Below are 19,645 nucleotides of genomic sequence, written 5' to 3' on the forward strand. Positions count from 1 at the left end.
CTAATTCTTCTCCTTCTCTTATCATGCCTTCAAAATCCGTTGAGATAACCTCTGCAGAAACATCTCCATCAACAATATTGCATATATCAAGGTAATGTTTTAAAATGTTGTCCTTTCCGGCAATTCCTTCTTTGGTCATTAAGGATGGATTTGTAGTAACGCCATCTAACACTCCTAAGGCCTGGGCTTCTTTAATATCTTCTAAATTGGCGGTGTCTATAAAAAATTTCATTTGTTTTGGTTTTAGTTAATTAACCAGTTGTTAATTATGTGAATTATACAACTAATTACTCTCTACATAACTCGTTTGAGATAATTAGCTTAAAATTTGCGGAAGACTGTTTCAAACAATAGAAGGAAGTTAAAGTTTACTCTTTTTAATCATGGGTTCCCGTCAAACTAACAATTCAAGACGACAATTCACCAATTATCTTTTTCTATGTACAAACAGTCAATGCACAAAAAAATAGTATAAAAAGATTTTTTTATTTTTTCAATAGTGAATAAAAAAAGAAATGATAACTAATTCCGGCTTCTTAACGTTACATAACTATCTAATAAAAAATAATTAAACTTTAACTTCCTTATAAATGCTTCTGTAAAAATTGTATATTAAATATACTGATTTATGATATTCTCAAACAATTCCTGCTTACCGCTTTGCAATTTCAATTCCCCATTTTCATTTGCGATAGTGTACAGGTCTTTAAGGCTTAATTTTCCGTCAGCAAAATCTTTACCTTTTCCAGAATCGAATGAACTGTATCTCTCTGCTCTTAATTTTTCATAAGGAGAAGAAGTTATAATTTTATCAGCAGTCAATAAAGCCCTGGCAAAAGTATCAGCACCACCAATATGGGCTAGAAAAACTGTTGGATGTCCCCCAAAGCAATTTAATGCCGGATGCTGCTTTTTTCTCTTTCAAATATTCAGTAATGGTAGCTAAACGTCTTTCAGATTCAGCAAATGTTGGCCCTTCTGCAATTAAATCGTAATCATGGAAACAGAAATAATCGAATCCCATTTTACTGATAAATTCAAAAGCAGCATCTGCCTTATCTTTTGCAGCCTGAATTGGGTCTGATGATTGGTCCCATGCAAAATTTTGTGTGCCCGGTCCAAACGGATCGCTTCCTTGCCCGCAGAAAGTATGCCAGCCGGCATACTGTATCGTTCTGTTCTGTTAACTTAAATCTTTTAGTTTTTAAAAATTGTTTTTTTCTAGCCAATAGTCTTATTTTCTGGGAGTCAAATTAAAAATTAAAATTGATTTCACCGTATGATAATATCTCTTGACTTTTTAAATTCAATCTGTAAAACCTTGCGGCTCTGTGCGAAACATCTTCTTCTTTTTCATTTGAATCATGCACAATTCCCATTTTTAATAATTTTCTTCTAAAATTCGATTTATTTATTTCGATTCCTAAAATCTCCTCGTAAAGATTGATTACCTGCAACAATGTAAATTTATCCGGCAGTAAATTAAAACCTATCGTGCTTTTGCAGATATTTCTACGTAATTCTTTTAAACTAAAATCCAGTATTATTTTATGTTTATCATTTAAACCGATAATTTCGTTAATGCCTATCCATTTTATGTTCGCATTGAAGTGATCGTTCATACTGCTGTCCCATTTTACCAAAGCATAATATCCAATCGAAATGTCCTCTTCTAAAGAAGATGAAGACTGATAACTAAACGCTTTTAACTGCTCCAGGAAAAAATGATCGCTGCCCGTATAATTTCTTAAAATGTTATGGGCTGTACTCAATATCGTTTCCCTTTTTTTTATATAATCATTCGGTAATCCCCAGGTTATTGCTCCTTCATTATCTTGTTGTTTTACAAATAAAACTTTAAAACTGTTATTTTCAAAATTGAAAATAACACAATCAATTTCTATTTTGTTTGTAATATATTGCCTGGCGATTTTTTCAACTTTTTCATCTCCCTTTTTCATAGAAAATAAAATTTAAACATATTACTTATTTAAAAAAGCGTTAATGCCCTGATTTTATGAGGCCATACGGATCTATTGTAATTATTGAACCATCTTGAAGATAATCTATTTTTGTTACTTTCATGCTTCGCAAATGCGTCACACCTTTTGATAAACTCGAATCATGATAGAATAAATACCACTCATCCTCTACCTTACAAATAGAATGATGTGATGTCCAACCCACAACCGGATTCAAAATTCGTCCCTGATAAGTAAAAGGTCCATAGGGGCTATCTCCTATGGCGTAACAAATAAAATGGGTATCGCCTGTAGAATACGAAAAATAATACTTATCGTTGTATTTATGTACCCAGGAAGCTTCAAAAAAACGTCTGTCATTATCTCCGGCCAACAAACTTTTTCCGTTTTCATCCAGAATTTTAATCTCTTTTGGTTCCTCAGCAAACTCAAGCATATCCTCTCTTAGCAATGCAACAATTGGTCCTAAGGCGGACTCATTTGCAAGAGGCTCTTCATGATTTGAATTATACTTGTTGTTTCTGTATTTTTGAAGCTGTCCGCCCCATATTCCGCCAAAATAGATGTAATGTTTTCCGTCTTCATCTTCAAAAACAGCCGGATCTATACTGTAACTGCCTTTAATAGCCTCTGGTTCTGGCAAAAATGGACCAACAGGAGAATCACTTATCGCAACTCCAATCTGGAAAATTCCGTTGGCACGTTTCGCTGGAAAGTACAAATAATACTTTTCATTTTTACACGCAGCATCCGGTGCCCACATTTGTTTTTCGGCCCATGCCACATCATCAACATGTAGGGCAATTCCATTATCCACCGTTTCAGCATTAATACTTTCCATTGAAAATACATGATAATCTTCCATTCCAAAATGATCTCCGTTATCGTTAAAGGGAATTCCGGCATCGATATCGTGCGATGGATAAATATAAATTTTACCATTAAAAACATGTGCCGATGGATCTGCTGTATAAATATGAGAAACTAAAGGCTGAGAAATGGCTTTTTTATTAATTTGCTCGAAATTAATTTGTTCAATACTATCTTCAGGCATATTGGTATTTTTATTTTTATGTAAATAATTAAACTCTTCTTTCTTTTAAATCATTTTCGATTTGTACTTCCATTTTTTTATTGATTTGATAGAGAAACATTAAGGCTACTCCAATTAAAAAAGGTATAGCAGGAAAAATGCTGACTAACAGTTTAATTCCGTTTATGGCAATATCTGTTTGGATTTCAGCATTTGGCATATAATTAAAATATCCTAAAAATGAAGTGGTCAAAGCCCCACCAATACTCAAACCTGCCTTTAATCCCACCATCATCGCAGAAAAAATAATTGCGGTTGCACGACGGTTATTGAGCCATTCTGAATAATCGGCAACATCAGCAATCATCGCCCAAAGGAGTGGAATCGTTATTCCGTAAAAAAATCCATGCAAAATTTGGGAGAAAAATATAAAACTGATTGCCCTTGAAGGGAAAAAATAAAATGCGATAATAAATAAGGTTGAAATAAATAAAAACAAGCCAAATATATTTCGCTTTCCATATTTATCAGCCAGGTTTTTTGACAAGGTGATTCCAATAATCATAAAAATAATTCCTCCTGCGTTAAACAATCCAAAACCGGCAGAAACTGGATCGTTGCCAAAATGATTAAGTCCAATATTTGATAAGACCTCTAAAATAGGCTGTATAAAAATTGCCAGCTGTTCTTTGTCTACATAATTTTCAAAATAATAAACATACGAACCTCCTTTCATTGCCAGAGTAATGAATACCAACGTTGTAATACTCAACATAATTATCCATGGCTTATTTTTCATCAAGTCGCTTAGATCTTCACGAATACTGGATTTTTGCTCTGGTTTTGGAATAATGCGTTCTTTTGTAGTCAAAAAAGTAATCAATAACATGATGGTTCCAATTATTGCCAAAACAGTCATCACCTTTTCTATACCAATAGCTTTATCACCATTTCCTGCACTTTTAATTATGCCAAGCATAAAAACCTGAACAAAAAATTGAGCAAACATAACAGCCACAAAACGATATGATGACAAACTGTTTCGTTCGCGCATATCTCCTGTGATAACACCACTCAAAGCTGAATAAGGTAAATTGTTACTGGCATAAAAAAGCAACAATAATGTATACGTCACAACAGCATAAATTACTTTTCCCTGATACGAAAAATCAGGTGTTGTAAATGCCAGTAAGGCAATGAATCCCAAAGGTATTGCGGTTATTAAAATCCAAGGCCTGAATTTTCCCCATTTAGTCCTTGTTCTGTCTGCTAAAACGCCAATAATCGGATTAAAAACGAAAGCAGCAATTAAACCTACAACAAGCATAATTATTGATGAATCCGTGGGAGATAATCCGTAAATATCAGTATAAAAATAAGCCAGATAAGTCATTAATGTTTGAAAAACCAAATTAGCAGCTAAGTCGCCTAAGCTATACCCAATTTTTTCCTTAATGGTTAATTTTTGTGAAATGTAATTCATTATTTATGTGGTTAGTTTTTGATTTAAAAATCAATTTGATTTTCTAAAATGGAAAGTGAATAGTACAACAAAACAAATATTCTAACTTAAACAATCGGTTGTGTAAAATTATGTAAAAAAACAGAATTACCAAGTTTATTTTAAATTATTTGATAAAACAGATAAAAAGCTCAAACTGTTGCGTACTTAGCAAAAAAAAAGTTTTTACCTGCATTTTTTTATTGTTTTGTATCTTTTAAACTCATTACACTATCATAAGCTTTTTTATGTTTTAAGTCTTTATCAAATAATAGAGGGTAATTTGTCCTGCCTTTTATAGGCCAGTCATTTAACCAGGACTGCCCATCATGAACTCCCCAAAATGTTACTCTGCTGATTTTATCCTTATGTTTTAAGAATAATTTAAAGATTGAAGCATAACGGTCAGCAAGTTTATTCTGTAAAGAATCTGGAAGTTTTTCCGGATACGGATTCATTTTGGCGCTTCCCTCAAAATTTTGATTGACATCAGCACCTTGCAAATCCCACGGATTTGGCAAAAGGGTAATATCTAATTCTGTAAAAGCTACTTTTAAACCTAAAGCAGAATAAGCCAGAATACTTTCCTCAATCACCTCTATAGAAGGGCTTTTTAATCGCCAGTGCGCCTGAATTCCAACTCCATCAATTTTCCCACCGCCTGCTTTGATTTTTTTGATCAAATTAATATTTCCTTCTCTTTTGGCAGGCTCCTCATTATTATAATCGTTATAATACAAATCTACTTTAGGATCTGCTGTTGCTGCCAGTTTAAAAGCATCAACAAGATATTGCTCCCCAAGTGTATTCAAAAAAACTGATTTTCTTAATGTTCCATCCTCGTTCAAAGCTTCATTGACTACATCCCACGAATCAATTCTTCCCTTGTATTTAGAGACGATTGTCGTGATATGATCTTTCATAAAAGCTTTCATTTCTGTGCTATCTTTAATTTTAGTCATCCAGGGAGCCAACTGACTGTGCCAGATTAAGGTATGACCATGAATAAACATATCATTCTTCTCGCCATAGGCAACAAATTTATCAGACAAGGTAAAATCATATTTGTCTTTTTCAGGATGCACAAACATCGATTTCATTATATTTTCTGCCGTTATGGCATTAAACTCTTTTTTAATCAGAGAATCTTCTTTCGCATCCCTTTCTTCAATCTGATTTGCACTCAAAGCAGTTCCGATATAAAAATCATCTTTAAAATTATCTTTTAAGGAAATAACGTTTTGTTCTTTTTTTGCATTACAGCTGCTCAAAATAATTAGAGACAAAAGCAGCAAATAGTAGTTAATTAATTTCATTTTTATTGGTTTAAAGTTGATAGTTTATTTTTTTTGAGATATTTGCCTATTCTATTTTATCGCTTAATAGTAAATTAGTAAGGCGAAATTATTTCATAAAAACATGCTTGTTACTATATTTAAAATTTACAGTAATTGTTTTAGCTTATAAGCAATTCCCATTTCCAGCCCCCTTAATTCGGCCAGGCCTTTTAATCTTCCTGTCAAAGAATATCCTGGATATGTTTCTGTTTTTTCATCTACTGAATGTAAGAAACCATGATCCGGACGCATTGGCAAACTCACTTTCGTTTTATTCATCAATAAAAGCAATTTTTCTACAATGACTTCCATTTTTGAATCTCCATCTAAATGTGCTGATTCCCTAAAAATGTTTTCGCTTTCGCGGAAAGTATTTCTAAGATGCAAAAAATGAATTCGGTCTCCAAAATCATCAATTATTTTTTCCAGATTATTTTTTGGGTCAGCTCCCAATGAACCCGTGCAATAACATAATCCATTTGCACTTGAAGGAATCGCTTTAAAAATGGCTTTGATATCATTTTCTGTTGAAACAATTCGGGGCAAACCTAAAACCGAAAATGGAGGATCATCAGGATGAATAGCCAATTTAGAGCCACATTCATCGGCAATCGGAGTTACTTCAGCTAAAAAATAAACCAGATTTTCTCGTAATTTATTGTTATCAATTTCAGCATAATTATCTAATAACGAAAGAATCTGTTCTGCCGTAAAATTAATTTTACTGCCAGGTAATCCTAACAAAACATTTTTAAAAAGTAAGGCTTTCTCTTCTTCAGAAAGTTTATTTCCAAATTCCAGCGCATTTGCTTTTTCTTCTTCCGAATAATCATTTTCAGAATTGGGTCTTTTCAGCAAAAACACATCAAAATAAGTAAATGCCAGCTGATTGTATAACAACGCCTTGCTTCCGTCATTATTGATAAAATTATGATCCGTTCGAACCCAGTCTAAAATAGGCATAAAATTATACGTGATAATTTTAATACCACAGTCTGCCAAATTTTTTAAACTTATTTTATAGTTTTCAATGTATTGCAAATAATTTCCTGAAGCACGTTTTATCTCTTCATGAACCGGTAAACTTTCTACAACAGCCCATTCCAATCCTGCTTCCCTAATAATTTGCTGTCTTTCTTTGATATCTTCAATTGTCCATATTTCCCCAACCGGAATTTGATGCAAAGCCGTTACAATCCCGGTTGCTCCAGCCTGCTTAATATCTATCAAAGTAACATTATCCTGAGGTCCAAACCAGCGCATGGCCTGTTGCATTCTTATCATAATCTTGTTCTTTAAAATTTAAAACCCAATACTGTTTCCGCCATCAACTGGCAAAACGGTTCCGGTAATATATTTTGAATCGCTTAAAGCAAAATAATAAACGGCATCTGCAATGTCTGATGGTTCTCCCAAAAATCCCATTGGTGTTCTCCCTAGTATTTTACTTTTTCTTTCAGGATCATTATCAAGTGCAGTAGCAGACATTTTTGTTTTAATAAAACCAGGCGCAATACAGTTTACGCGAACTCCAAAAGGTGCCAACTCTACCGCCATTGCCCTTGTCATCGATTCGATTGCTCCTTTACTTGCTGAGTACGCAATTACTTTTGGAATACCGTATTGAGATGCCATCGAACTTATATTGATAATGCTTCCTCCATTATTCTCTTTCATGTTTTTAACCACAGCTTTGCTTACTGCAAAAACGCTTAAAAGATTGGTATGAATTACCGATAAAAAATCTTCATCTGTCACATCCAAAAACTCTTTTTTAAGATTAATTCCTGCGTTATTTACTAAGATATCAATCGAATTTTCCTTAATTAAATTCTCAATCATAGCAGAAATTCCGGCAAGATTATTCAGATCATAAATAACCGGAATTGCATTTGGCCCTATCTCTTTGCAGGCCTCTTCTGTTTTATCTTTTGATCTTCCAATTATATAGGTTTTGATTCCGTTATCACATAATTTCTTTGCTGTTGCAAAACCCAAACCGGAATTACCTCCGGTTACAATTGCTGTTTTTGTGTTCATTTTATTTAATTTGAATATTTAATTTCCCGGTGCAAAAGGGAATTTTAATGATTTAAAATAGTCTAAAGATTGTGTTGGTTTCTCTACTCCTACCGGCAATTCCTTACCCGAATATTGTTGAAAATAAAGTAAACATGCATCCCGCCACCATTTTGCTTCTTTATATTGAATTTCTAATAACATCTGAACTTCTTTGAAACGTTCTGCATCAACATATTTCTCAGTTTTATTCCAAACGTCCTGCATGTCTTTCACTTGATTTACACCTTCCTGATATTTCAAGGCCATACCATTCCAAAGTGTTTGTCCGTTTTTCAATTTATAATCCCATGAAACATGATGAAACCATAATAAATCTTTTTCAGGACAGGTTTCTAAATGATCAAATAGTTTTTCTACTTCCGGAGCATATTGTACTGTGGCATTTGTTCCGGTTTTAGACCGGTCAAAACCAATTCCGTTTTTATCTGCTTTATGATAATACACCGGATTCCATTCTGGTCTGGACAAATTAGAAACCCACGGACCCGGGCCGTAATGATGCCCCGTATCCATAATATGATGCAAGCCAAGCGGTGTCATATAATTGACAACTGCTTCACGCGACTCCATCATCATTGCTGCAACTGGTTTAATAAAATTTTCATCATTCGAAAAAGTACATCTAAGCCATTCATCGGCAATCACTTCTGAATCTAGATTCGGATTCCAGGCCAGTCTTCCAAAGCCGTACCAATTCGCCTGAGCAAAAGGATGTCCGGTCCAGTTAAGATCATTTCCTATATTGGAAACTCCGGCAATTCCGGTCAGTTTTGTTTTAGTTAAAGTACCATCAATAACTTTAGTAACTGTAGAGCCTTTTCCCTTTTGATAGGTATCTGATTCTAAAACTTCCTGAAACAATTTTGGCAGAAAAACCAAATGGGTACTAAAGCCTAAATATTCCTGCGTGATTTGAAACTCCATCATCAAAGGCGTTTTTGGCATTGCGCCAAACATAGGATGAAAAGGTTCACGAGGCTGAAAATCGATTGCTCCGTTTTTTACCTGAACAATTACATTGTCTCTAAATTTTCCGTCATAAGGCACAAATTCAGCGTACGCTTGTTTTGCACGATCATTAGCATCATGTTCAGAATAAACAAAAGCTCTCCACATAATTACGCCTCCAAATGGCGCAACAGCATCGGCCATCATATTGGCTCCGTCCACATGATCTCTTCCGTAATTTTGTGGGCCAGGCTGACCTTCAGAGTTTGCTTTTACCAGAAATCCGCCAAAATCCGGAATTCTTTTATAAATTTCTTTGGCTTTGGTTTTCCACCAATTGGCCACATCAGCATCTTTTGGATCTGCTGTTTTTAAACCTCCAATTTCGATTGGTGCCGAAAAACGGGCGGTTAGATAGACTTTTATTCCGTAAGGCCTAAATACATTTGCCAAAGCTTCAACCTTCTCTAAATATTGAGAAGTTAAGATTAAGGCGTTTGCATTTACATTTGTCAGAACCGTTCCGTTAATTCCTATTGAAGCATTTGCCCTTGCATAATCAATATAACGCTGATCGATAAAACCAGGCAGTTTTTGCCAGTTCCATAACGAAAATCCGGCGTAACCACGCTCTACTGTCCGGTCTAAATTATCCCAGTGATTCAAAATCCTAATATTGGTTTTAGGTGTATCAACAATGTTGAGATTCTGTATTGATTTATTTACCTGAATCAATCTCAAAAAATTATAGACACCATATAAAACTCCTACATCTTTTTTTCCTGTAATGACAATATGTTTTTTATTTTTTATTGAAATAGATTTGATAATAAAACCTTCATCATTTATCTGGTCAAAATCAGGACCAATTAATCTTTGAATTTCAGAACTTAATACCGATTTTGAACCTACAATTATATTATTCTTACCTTCTAATTTTGTTATTACTGGAATTTTATTTCCAAACATATCATTAAAAGCAACTTTTAATTCATTTTCAGCAATTTTTGAAGTTTCAGTATTTTCTAATATTACTATTTGTTTAATATCTGACAGGTAATTTAAAATTTCAGAATCGGTTTTCTTTTCATATTGCAACCATAATTTGTAATCTTTTTGAGCTAATACCGGCCAGCAAATTGCAAAAAATAATACAATGAATCTGAAAAAAGCCTTTTTTATATGCGTCATTTCCTGCTATTTTTTATATTAAGATTAACCCAAACAACAAATTCTATTAGAAATACATTATTTAGCAAAATAAATGCTAAAAAAATACATTATTAAAAATATTTTTTGACTTGCAATCGGTTGTGCTAAAATACAAAAATTAAGGAATAAAAAAATAAAAATATTATTTTTGATAGATTCCAAATAATAATACCATTTAGAAATATAAAACAGTTTTTTGTTTTTCCTCACCCAGCCCTCTCCAAAGGAGTTAAAAAATCGGATTATTTTATATTTCTAAATGGTATAACTCAAATTATTGCCACTCCAATAGCAAAATGAATATCTTTTAAACTAAACCACTCTGCACTGAAAGTGCAGAGGTTTGGTTGGCAGACTGAAAGTCTGCAAGGTTGCAATACTTATTTATTAGCCACAAATTACACAAATTTTCACAAATTAATTAGCGCTAATTTGTGTAATTTGTGGTTAAAATATTTTTAGAAGCTAAAGCTAAATGCACTAAAGTGCATAGTTTTAAACTATTTCTGAGACCAATAAAAGACCTGTTAATATAAAAGTATATAACAGGCATCTAAGAAATTAATATTTGATTTTTACATCCTCTTGGAAGACTCACGTATAAGTACTTGTGTATTTAAAAATGTAATTTCTTTAGCATCTTCTTCCTTGACAGATTTTAGATTCTTAATAATTAATTCTGCGGCAGCTTTACCCATTTTCTCAGCAGGGTGTGTGATAGTAGAAATATTAGGTTCAATTATTTCCGAGATTGGATCATTGTTAAATCCTATTACCGCAAATTCATCAGGTACCTTAATGCCTCTTTTTTTAGCAGTCTGTACTCCGCTTACCGCAAGAATATCTCCTGGAGCAAATAATCCGTCCGGAGCGGTCTTCATATCAAATAATTTGTTACAAGCCTTTACCCCTGCTTCATAAGTCATTTCTTTTAAACTTATAATCAAATCATCCTCAACCGGAAGATCATTCTCTAATAAGGCGTCAATATAACCTCTTTTTCTTTCATTATAAAGAGTCCCGAATTCTGATCCGGCAGTTAAATGTGCTATTCTTTTGCATCCCTGTTCTATCAGGTGCATAGTTGCTTTATAACCAGCTAAATAATTATTGATTACTACCCGAAAAGTGTCATAATCTTTAGGAACCCTGTCAACAAATACCAATGGAATATTATTATTGGAAAACTGTTTAAAATGTGAAGTATCTTTTGTTTCCATTGCCAGAGAGCAGATAACTCCGCTTACCCTGTTACTGTACAATGATTTAGCCAAATCCACCTCCATCTCGTATGAATCATGCGATTGCATAATAATGACTGAATATCCGGATTTTTGAGCAGCGATTTCAATACCGCTGATTAGGGAAGATAAAAAAGGCTGCGTAACTGTTGGAATTAAAATTCCAATAGTTTTAGTTACATTACCCCGCAGACCCGCTGCTAAAGTATTAGGGACAAACCCCATTTCTTTGGCAGTCTGTTTTACTTTTTTTATTGTCTTATCACTAATACTATGGTGATCTTTTAGAGCTCGTGAAATTGTTGATGTAGCAAGATTCAGTTTCTCTGCAATATCATAAATCGTGACGTGTCTGTGTTCTTCCATAAATTTAAGTACTAAAAGCCGTAAATGTACTTATTTTACTGATATAACCATCAATTCTATACACCTTTAGCTTATTACAAGCATTATTCTAAAAATTTAATCGATCTTGATGGTAAATTATTATTTTTTGAAATACCTTAGAACTAATTGCCATTTTGGAAAATTTAAAGGGAGCATTCGCCACTGACAACCCGTTTTACCAGATACTTTATAGCATTCCAAATTAATCGTAACTATGTTTTCGTTTTCTATTACCAAATTTTAAAGTTTTTTCTATAAATCGGGTTTCTGTTAAATCGGTTGGATACATCTTTTATTGTTTAGTCACTACAAAAAGACAAATTTCAATCAGTTTCTTTAACCCTTAACAATTACAGGCCCTTAATCTACTAAAGAAGGATTAGTTAGTTATTATTGCTACAGTAGTCTTCTCTTTTGTTTTAAAAAGAATAACATACCATTATTAAATGAATTACCCCGAGGCAGAGCCTCGAAGAATTCAACTGATTAAACTGTATTTAAGGTTAAAGGAATCCTGCCTTTTATATCCCAAATATTTGATTATCATAGATTTAATTTAGTTTTAAGACAGACTTTTATTAATATATGTTTTTAATTGTAATTCGATCACTTACTCTGTTTTTGAAAAACATAATTTGATAAATTACCTGCTTAAAGTGCTTATCTAAAATTATTAACGTTTTTATACTTATAAGTAAACTCTTTCGATTGTTTGTCTCCCGGCAAATTGTATTTCATTACTATTTCATAATTTCCATATCGCATGAACAGGAAATTAGACTTTATAAAACGTTTTGCAATTACTTCAAGACTAGTATCACCATTAATATAACCATTGATAATCTGATTATCTAAATCAACCCAGTCCTGTTTGTAAAGCAATGGCATATTGTACTTAAACGGAAAATTACCCTTTGTCCATGATTGGTTCACATTATTTTCTATACTCGTCATATAATAGGTACTAAGCGGTATTGCTTTAGCCGGAATCACTCCTAACTCGCTTGTATCTCTATTATTTATAGAATAACTGCCATTCAAAGGATAGTCTTTATACAAATACGGAAAAATATCCGTTGTATAATACTCATCATTCATTTTAGATTCTGCCGTTATTATAGCTTTACTATCGCTATAAGTTACTCCATTAAGCTCAGCCATATCAAATGCTTCCTGACTTGAAATAGTATTTGTTAAGTAAATAACATCTGAGTCTAAGACTCCAAAATTATAACTTTGCGTATTTATAGCATTCATTTTAGAAGTGAATGTTTTGTACTTACTTGTGGCAAATGAGTAAGATAAACGCTCAATACTTCCCTCTGCTTTCGACATAGCATCAGCCTGATTTTCTCTTACCTGTATATCATTACCTTCATTACTAATTGTATTTGTTTTTGTCGCAGCTGTAGCATTTCTTGAAGGGGTTTGTTTGAGATTACTCACTATTGAAAAATTATATTTCTTGTCCTGATCAATATTAGGCAAATCATAATACACTTCATTTGAGCTTGTATTGTAATTAAAAGCTATAGCTTTTGAATTAGAGGTTCCCTCCTGATCTACCTTGATACTTGTTTCCCAACTTCCATCTTCAAACAAATAATCCTGACCGCGTTTAAGCTGAATATACCCTTTAGGGTATTCTTCTTCAAGGAAATATTTTTGGTCTACAACCGGATACGAATATTTAATATTGGTAAGCGGAATATGATTAGGAGCTCCACCTGTTGTAAACAGTCTTTCCTCATATTCTGTGGCTACTTTTCCATCTACTTTTATAGGCTGAAAAACACCATTAATCATCTTTTGAAAACTAACTTCAACCTGAACTTTAAGCTCTTTGTTTGGAGGCAAAATATCTGTTGAAACAAAATTAGCCCTGTCTTTCATAGAGCTCCATTCCAGGACTCCGGGAATTTCTTTTGTTCCATCAAAAACCCTGAATTTTTCTAATATCACTTTATAGGTAACATCGCCTGCATCTTCTGGAATTACAAAAGCTTCATTTACCTTCATTGAAAATGCGGCTTGTGGCACAGCAAATACATCTACATCACCAGAGTTTTGTTTTGGGGTTACATCTGTTATTAGCTTAAGTCCTCCCAACGGTGAGCCATTTTCAAATTTACATTCCTCTCCAAGTTCAAATTTAAAACGGAATTTTCCTTTTATCAATCCACCCAGAATATTCATATTACCTCCCACATATCCTCTCATCCAGACCGGGTTTGGTAATTTTGCCTGTAATAGAACTGCGGCCCCTCCTGAAATAATTGGTACCTTTAATCTTAAGAAAGATAATTTGATTCTGATTCCTAACTCTCCCTGCAGGTATGCATACGATTGTCCATTTGCATACCAGCCATTTATGCCTACCCGGTCTCCTGTATTAGAACATCTGGCTTCCTGGTAATCTTTTAGCATAATATCAAACCCCATTCCCGCTTGAAAACGAGCATAAAAAAGCAGGAAACTTAAATCTCCGGTGTCAAAATCCAAACTGGCTCCAAAGGCCAAACCTCCTCCGTTGGCCAATGCATTTTCATCACGCATATAATCCAGTTCTTTGGCATCGACACCTAAAATCTGTGCAACAATAGGCGGTGGCGGCGGACTTCCTGGAAGCAGCGTTCCGGCCATAAAATAACTTGTTGTTTTTAAAAACATTCCCGCAACTCCAATCTTTACGCCGCATCTTTTGTCCGGGGTTCCCATATACAAATACCAATCTTTTGGATCTTTATGGAAAACTCCCCAAACTGCTTGTCCACCTGGACCTGTTCCTGAAAGAAAATTACCCGGCGTATTGATATACACATCTGTTGTAGCATGCAATGAATTATTTTGAAAATCAAATTCGATTGCTGCTGCCATTCTTATCCCTACCTGAGCTGATAAATCTCCGGGAATTGATTCCTTTGCTGCCGGAATATATTTACTTGCAAAAGAACCGCTAAGATCACTTTCTGTTACTCCCAGAAAGCTTTTCTTAGCAGTGACGTTGGTAGCCACTTTTTGCATTAAATCCGTAACATTTTTGAGACCGGGTATTGTCGCCATAACATTGGCTTTCCCAAAAATGGCTAATCGGTTTACTCCTCCTTTTGAGTTAAAAGCAATTTCAAATCCGGCTTCTCCATCACAAACACTTTCTGAACCAATGTTAAAATAAATTAAAGCTTTAACCCCTAGACTTATTTTTTCATCTGGCGTATAACTTAATCCTGATGGAGAGAAATCACCAATGGCTATATCTTGATTTCTATGCATTTTATAATATGCTCCACCACCAAAACCGGTAATCATAAAGGGTGATGGTGTTGGTGGTAAAGGAAATTTAACTGCTGCATCAAAATACCAGTATCTAAAAGTAGTCCGTCCAAAAATAGCTTTTGCCTTTACATTCACAACTTTTGCTACATCTACCTCTAAATCAGCATTAAAGCCATCTCCATAAACAGGATCTTTTTCCATCAGAATAAGGCCTCCTTTAATGGTCAATCCGCTGAACTGACAATCAATATTAATGGCCGATAAATCCAAACCGTCATATCGGCTTCGCTGCCTGTAGCCGTCATCATACATTTTGCCTTTGATCCCAATTCTGGCTGTGGCACCGGCACCAATACTTTCCATTAAATTGATCCCTAAATCAAAATCGATCCGGGAATCATTTCCGTTAATGGCAACATTTATATTACCAATCGAAACTGGGAAATTACCAAAGGCAACCGTGCCTTTATAGCCCATATTCCGAACAGAAATAATAGGCGAAACAGTTTGCAATTGCAGGTTTTCAAAAGAAATTCCTTTAAAATCAACGGTACGTTTTCCTTCTACTTCCTTATCATCAGATGCTCCTTTGTTGGTTCCAAAAGAAACTGTTCCGTTTAAATTTGCTTTGGGTAAAAATCTCCCATTTACTAATTTCAATTCCACGGAACTATTCGGTAACAGCAAAGCTTTTGCTTTCCAGATATCAAAAGCTATGGAATCTTTTGTAACTACAATTAATTGCTGCTCTTCCATGGATATAAATCCATTATATGCCAAACCTGTTCTGTTGGTTTGGGCCGGTTTAGCCGGATTTGCTGCTGTCCCTGCAGTTGGTGTTGCAGTGGTGGTGGTTTCTTTCTTCTCTGCTGTTGCTTTGCTTATTGGCAAAAGAATCTGCCCGCTTAAATTTGCTTTTACAAAGGTATTGGCCGCAATAGTTACATCAATATGATCTAAGGAATAAGCCCATGATTTTTCCTGACTGGTTATTCCACGATCTAACGGAAAAACATTATCTGCATAAAAAGTTCCCGAAACCCCATATTTATCTATAATAAGATTTTGGGCTCCTACATGAAGTCTTTCTTTACTCGAAGCGGTATCTGTGGTTTGAAATTCTTTTGGCAGACCTACATCAAAGGTCTGGATAAATACTCCTTTCCATGCTTGCGGACTCGGTGTTAAAAGTGCATTTTTTACATAATATTCCGGAAAAACTACTGTTGGGTCATTTTTTAAATCACTTAAATCTAAAACTGCATTACTCACCAGAAACTGAAAATTACCATCAAAATCTTTTCCGTTTCGCTTGTCTTTCAATACAAAAGGCTGAACACTAACATTTACTAAAATATCGTTCCAACTGCTTGCCATAAAGCTAAACTCACCTCTAACCCTGTTTGGTATTTGAACGGTTTTTCCGTTATAATAAGTTTTAGGAACTGTAATCTTTGCTTCGTCTACAGTTTTAGTTATTGGATCAATAGGCAATATCAGGTTTCTTGAGAATTCAACTGCTCCCGAGATTTTCATTTCTTTAAAACCATCGCAGTCAATTGTTACGTAGGTTAAATCATTTACATTACCGGTGGCCATATCAAAACCGCCATATAATGATACCTGCCATTTATTATCACTAAACGGAATATCAACATTGCCTAATAAGACTAATTTGGCTTCTCCCATGATACCTCCCTGATGCGATAATTTTACATTATCTGCACCAAAAAACAATTGCATGGGCTGTCCATTTTTATCTTTTTGCGGAATATCAACCCTGCAAAAAACAGTCAAAGTGGTATACTCCGGTGAAAAAACAGCTTTCGTAATTCCAATGGAATATTGAACATTATTTACCGTATTACGAATTCCGATTGGCAATTCGACCAAATCCTGATTCGAAAATTTATCTACCCAGCGTTCAGAAGCTTCGATCTTTTCGATAGCACTGGAAGCTGCACCTAATTCTTTAGGAGGCGCACTATCCTGCCCGTAAGAAAAAACAACCGAAAGCATGATAAACAATCCCGATAAATGTATTTTGTAAAACTTTTTCATAAGCAGATAATCCTGTTTTTTTGTAAAATAAAGCATAGTAACTTTTTTAATATTTTAGCCAAACTTCTTTTTAAAACAATCTATGTAATCATATTTTATTTTAGAGAGCCACACTTTTTAATCCTTAATTATTCTTTAAATATTTAAATTCAACTTCATCATCTTTAACATTTTTAAGGGCTAAATCATGATAAAACGGAATTAGTTTTGTTTTTAATTCTTCTACTACTTCTGTATCCGTTTTTTTATCTTTCATCATTTTAAAGAAGTGATTTAACTCCTGTTTATTAAAATTGGAAAGGTTTTCATTTTGATGAATTTCAGCTGCAGGAGTATTCGCAAGCATCGAAACCTCGTTAAGCATCCATCGATGAATTAATAACGGCTGTAATTTTTTATTTTTTCGTTCGGCCAATTTTAAATAAGAATTATAACTTATTTTATCGGTTACATCCTGCTCATTTACGCCATGCATTTTATGTTTATTCACTCTGCCGAGAGCCATGGCATAATCGTTTTCGAACCCTTCATCTTTACGGATCATCTCTTCTTCTAAACTTTTTACAGTTTCAAGGATGTATTTGTCATATTTATCTAAAATGCCACTATTCAAGTCATACGCTTTTAAATAACTTAAAGACTTTTCTTTAAAACTTCCATCATCAGGAGTTAATGTAGCAAGTGTCAACAAATGTTGTAAATCATCCGAATCTTCTTTTGGCATAGGACGTAATGCAAGTTGCAGGTCCTGCAACTGTTTTATGATTTCATTTCTCGTCCCTTCATAAGTCTTATCTTTATGTTTTATTTTTAAAACAGGATCTGAAGCAATTTTGGTTTCTTGTTTAGGCTCTTTTTTAGCTGGTAATTTTATTTTATCAAGTGAGTAAGAGTAATTTAACGTAGCAGTCAAATCATTAAATTTATTAGCATTAGAACTGCTTCTAAACATTGAAATTATACTCATATTAAAATTATGCTGCTCGAGAAGCACATAACTATTATTAAACTTAACCCCAAACACGGAACTTGAATTCATGTTTCCTTGTGAATTATTGTAAAGAAGTCCAAAATTAGTATTTAGCTTATCTTTGAATAACTTCTTGGAGACCCCAACTGAAGCTCCAGCCGATGAATTATCATTTTGTCCAACTTCGTTACTCGTATAATTAAGGGAGCTGTTTAAGCCTATTTTTGTTTGTAGAAAATTTACCGAATGTGCCAAATTATAATTCTGAACACTACTTGCCTGACCTCTTCTTATTACTCCACCCTGCTCATTGGCCTGACCGGCAATACTATAATTAAAATTGAAATTTTGGTTTCTCTTTTTTCCAAAAGAGTATGACATATTCACATTGGCATTTTGCGATAATTGCCTGTAATCTAAGGTATCAGACTGCACAACATTTGGATTGTTTATAAGCTCAAACTGATCTAATTTTTTATTCGTATACGTGGAAAAATTCGAATAACTACCTGTAATATTAAGTTGATCCGTTGCCCTGTAATTCATATTAATGGAACCAACAACCCGTTTAGTATCTTGTTTTTTTGCTTTTGCCAAGTCATCTCTTTGATATCCTAAACTGGTCGATACCGTGATTTTATCCTGATAAAAAGGACGTGCAAACCGCAATGCAATGTTTTCTAAATCGTTATTAAAATATAATGCTCCCAGTGTATTATAATTAGGATCGATGCGTTCATAGGTTAATCCGACAATACTTTTTTGAATGTTATAATCAAAATTGACATTTAAGGCATTCATAAAACTAGTACTTTCTTTGCTGGAAAATAATTTATCCCTGAAATTTTCTCCTGAAAGATTATTACTTCTAACATCATCTGTTAAAACAGACAAAGCGTACTCAACATTCAGATTTAAATTTTTCACCACCGAGGTACTAAAGATCAGGCTGTTTACAAAGTTTTCTTTTGGTGTTACGCCTTTATCATTCGTTATGTTTAGCGAACTCACATCGTCTTTAGCATAAAAACCTATCCAGCCTATTTTATACTGTTGCTGTTCAAAACCTATTTTTGCTCCATAACCCATACGTTGATACACGGGGATCCCGCCCAACGCATTTTCTTCTGATACTGCTTTAAGCAACTGTCCGCCCATTAAAGTTATTTTAAACGGACTTTCCGGAGTAAGTTCCAAACCAACTCCTTTAAACGGAAAACCACTTAATGTATAAGGTGAAAATGTCATACTTACATTGCCTATATATGCTTTTACCCATTTGTATTTGGGCATAATACTTAATCTGTTAAAATCAAATGGGGCAGTATAACCTAAATTATTTCCCTGATTGGTAATGCTGTAAAACAACGGAACACTAAAATTAAAAGCACTAATATTCAAACTCCCTGAAAGCAAATAAGTAAAAGGCTCGCGTGAATTTTGCATGTCAGAAGTATAATACATCATGTTCGCATTTACATTACCGGTAACTTTAAAATTTGGTTTATAAAAATTCTCTAAATCTACATCCTGAGCATATCCTTTCCTGCAAATAAAACTGGCAAAAACGATGCATAACCAAAACAAGATCTTCTTATTATCTGTCTTCATTTAC

Annotated in this window: 11 protein-coding genes and 1 pseudogene; all 12 read right to left on the bottom strand. The window is 34.0% G+C overall.

Annotated elements, in window-relative coordinates; translation table 11 throughout:
• A partial coding sequence (locus tag J2W48_RS20360; protein WP_310283691.1) for a transaldolase family protein occupies nucleotides 1-232 on the bottom strand: 232 nt, incomplete at its 3' end.
• A gap of 380 nt (nucleotides 233-612) precedes the next feature.
• Nucleotides 613-1,162 (bottom strand): annotated as a pseudogene (locus J2W48_RS20365) (xylose isomerase); the annotation flags it as partial.
• A gap of 91 nt (nucleotides 1,163-1,253) precedes the next feature.
• Nucleotides 1,254-1,961, bottom strand: a complete 708-nt coding sequence (locus tag J2W48_RS20370) for an NUDIX hydrolase (RefSeq protein WP_310283694.1) — start codon at nucleotides 1,959-1,961, stop codon at nucleotides 1,254-1,256.
• A 40-nt stretch (nucleotides 1,962-2,001) separates the two neighbouring features.
• Nucleotides 2,002-3,036 carry a glycoside hydrolase family 43 protein gene (locus J2W48_RS20375; protein ID WP_310283697.1) on the bottom strand — a complete coding sequence of 345 codons (1,035 nt, stop codon included), beginning with the start codon at nucleotides 3,034-3,036 and terminating at the stop codon, nucleotides 2,002-2,004.
• A 28-nt stretch (nucleotides 3,037-3,064) separates the two neighbouring features.
• Nucleotides 3,065-4,498 (bottom strand): MFS transporter, encoded by a 1,434-nt coding sequence (locus J2W48_RS20380; protein ID WP_310283700.1) that lies wholly within the window; start codon nucleotides 4,496-4,498, stop codon nucleotides 3,065-3,067.
• 218 nt (nucleotides 4,499-4,716) lie between these two features.
• Nucleotides 4,717-5,832, bottom strand: coding sequence for an endo-1,4-beta-xylanase (locus J2W48_RS20385; RefSeq protein ID WP_310283702.1), 1,116 nt, complete (start codon nucleotides 5,830-5,832; stop codon nucleotides 4,717-4,719).
• Between the two features lie 126 nt (nucleotides 5,833-5,958).
• Complete coding sequence (uxuA, locus tag J2W48_RS20390) at nucleotides 5,959-7,137, bottom strand: mannonate dehydratase (protein ID WP_409025190.1); 1,179 nt, start codon at nucleotides 7,135-7,137, stop codon at nucleotides 5,959-5,961.
• 18 nt (nucleotides 7,138-7,155) lie between these two features.
• A complete protein-coding gene (locus J2W48_RS20395) occupies nucleotides 7,156-7,893 on the bottom strand; it encodes an SDR family NAD(P)-dependent oxidoreductase (RefSeq protein WP_310283704.1) in 738 nt (245 codons plus the stop codon).
• An 18-nt stretch (nucleotides 7,894-7,911) separates the two neighbouring features.
• Nucleotides 7,912-10,074 carry an alpha-glucuronidase family glycosyl hydrolase gene (locus J2W48_RS20400; RefSeq protein WP_310283706.1) on the bottom strand — a complete coding sequence of 721 codons (2,163 nt, stop codon included), beginning with the start codon at nucleotides 10,072-10,074 and terminating at the stop codon, nucleotides 7,912-7,914.
• Nucleotides 10,075-10,670: 596 nt separating this feature from the next.
• On the bottom strand, nucleotides 10,671-11,702 hold the full coding sequence (locus tag J2W48_RS20405; protein WP_310283709.1) for a LacI family DNA-binding transcriptional regulator: 1,032 nt from the start codon (nucleotides 11,700-11,702) through the stop codon (nucleotides 10,671-10,673).
• A 681-nt stretch (nucleotides 11,703-12,383) separates the two neighbouring features.
• Nucleotides 12,384-17,060, bottom strand: a complete 4,677-nt coding sequence (locus tag J2W48_RS20410; protein WP_310283712.1) for a hypothetical protein — start codon at nucleotides 17,058-17,060, stop codon at nucleotides 12,384-12,386.
• A gap of 124 nt (nucleotides 17,061-17,184) precedes the next feature.
• Nucleotides 17,185-19,641: a hypothetical protein gene (locus J2W48_RS20415; protein ID WP_310283715.1), complete on the bottom strand. Its 2,457-nt coding sequence runs from the start codon at nucleotides 19,639-19,641 to the stop codon at nucleotides 17,185-17,187.
• Between the last annotated feature and the right edge of the window lie 4 nt (nucleotides 19,642-19,645).

Source organism: Flavobacterium piscis (genome assembly GCF_031457575.1).
Taxonomy (GTDB): Bacteria; Bacteroidota; Bacteroidia; order Flavobacteriales; family Flavobacteriaceae; genus Flavobacterium; species Flavobacterium piscis_A.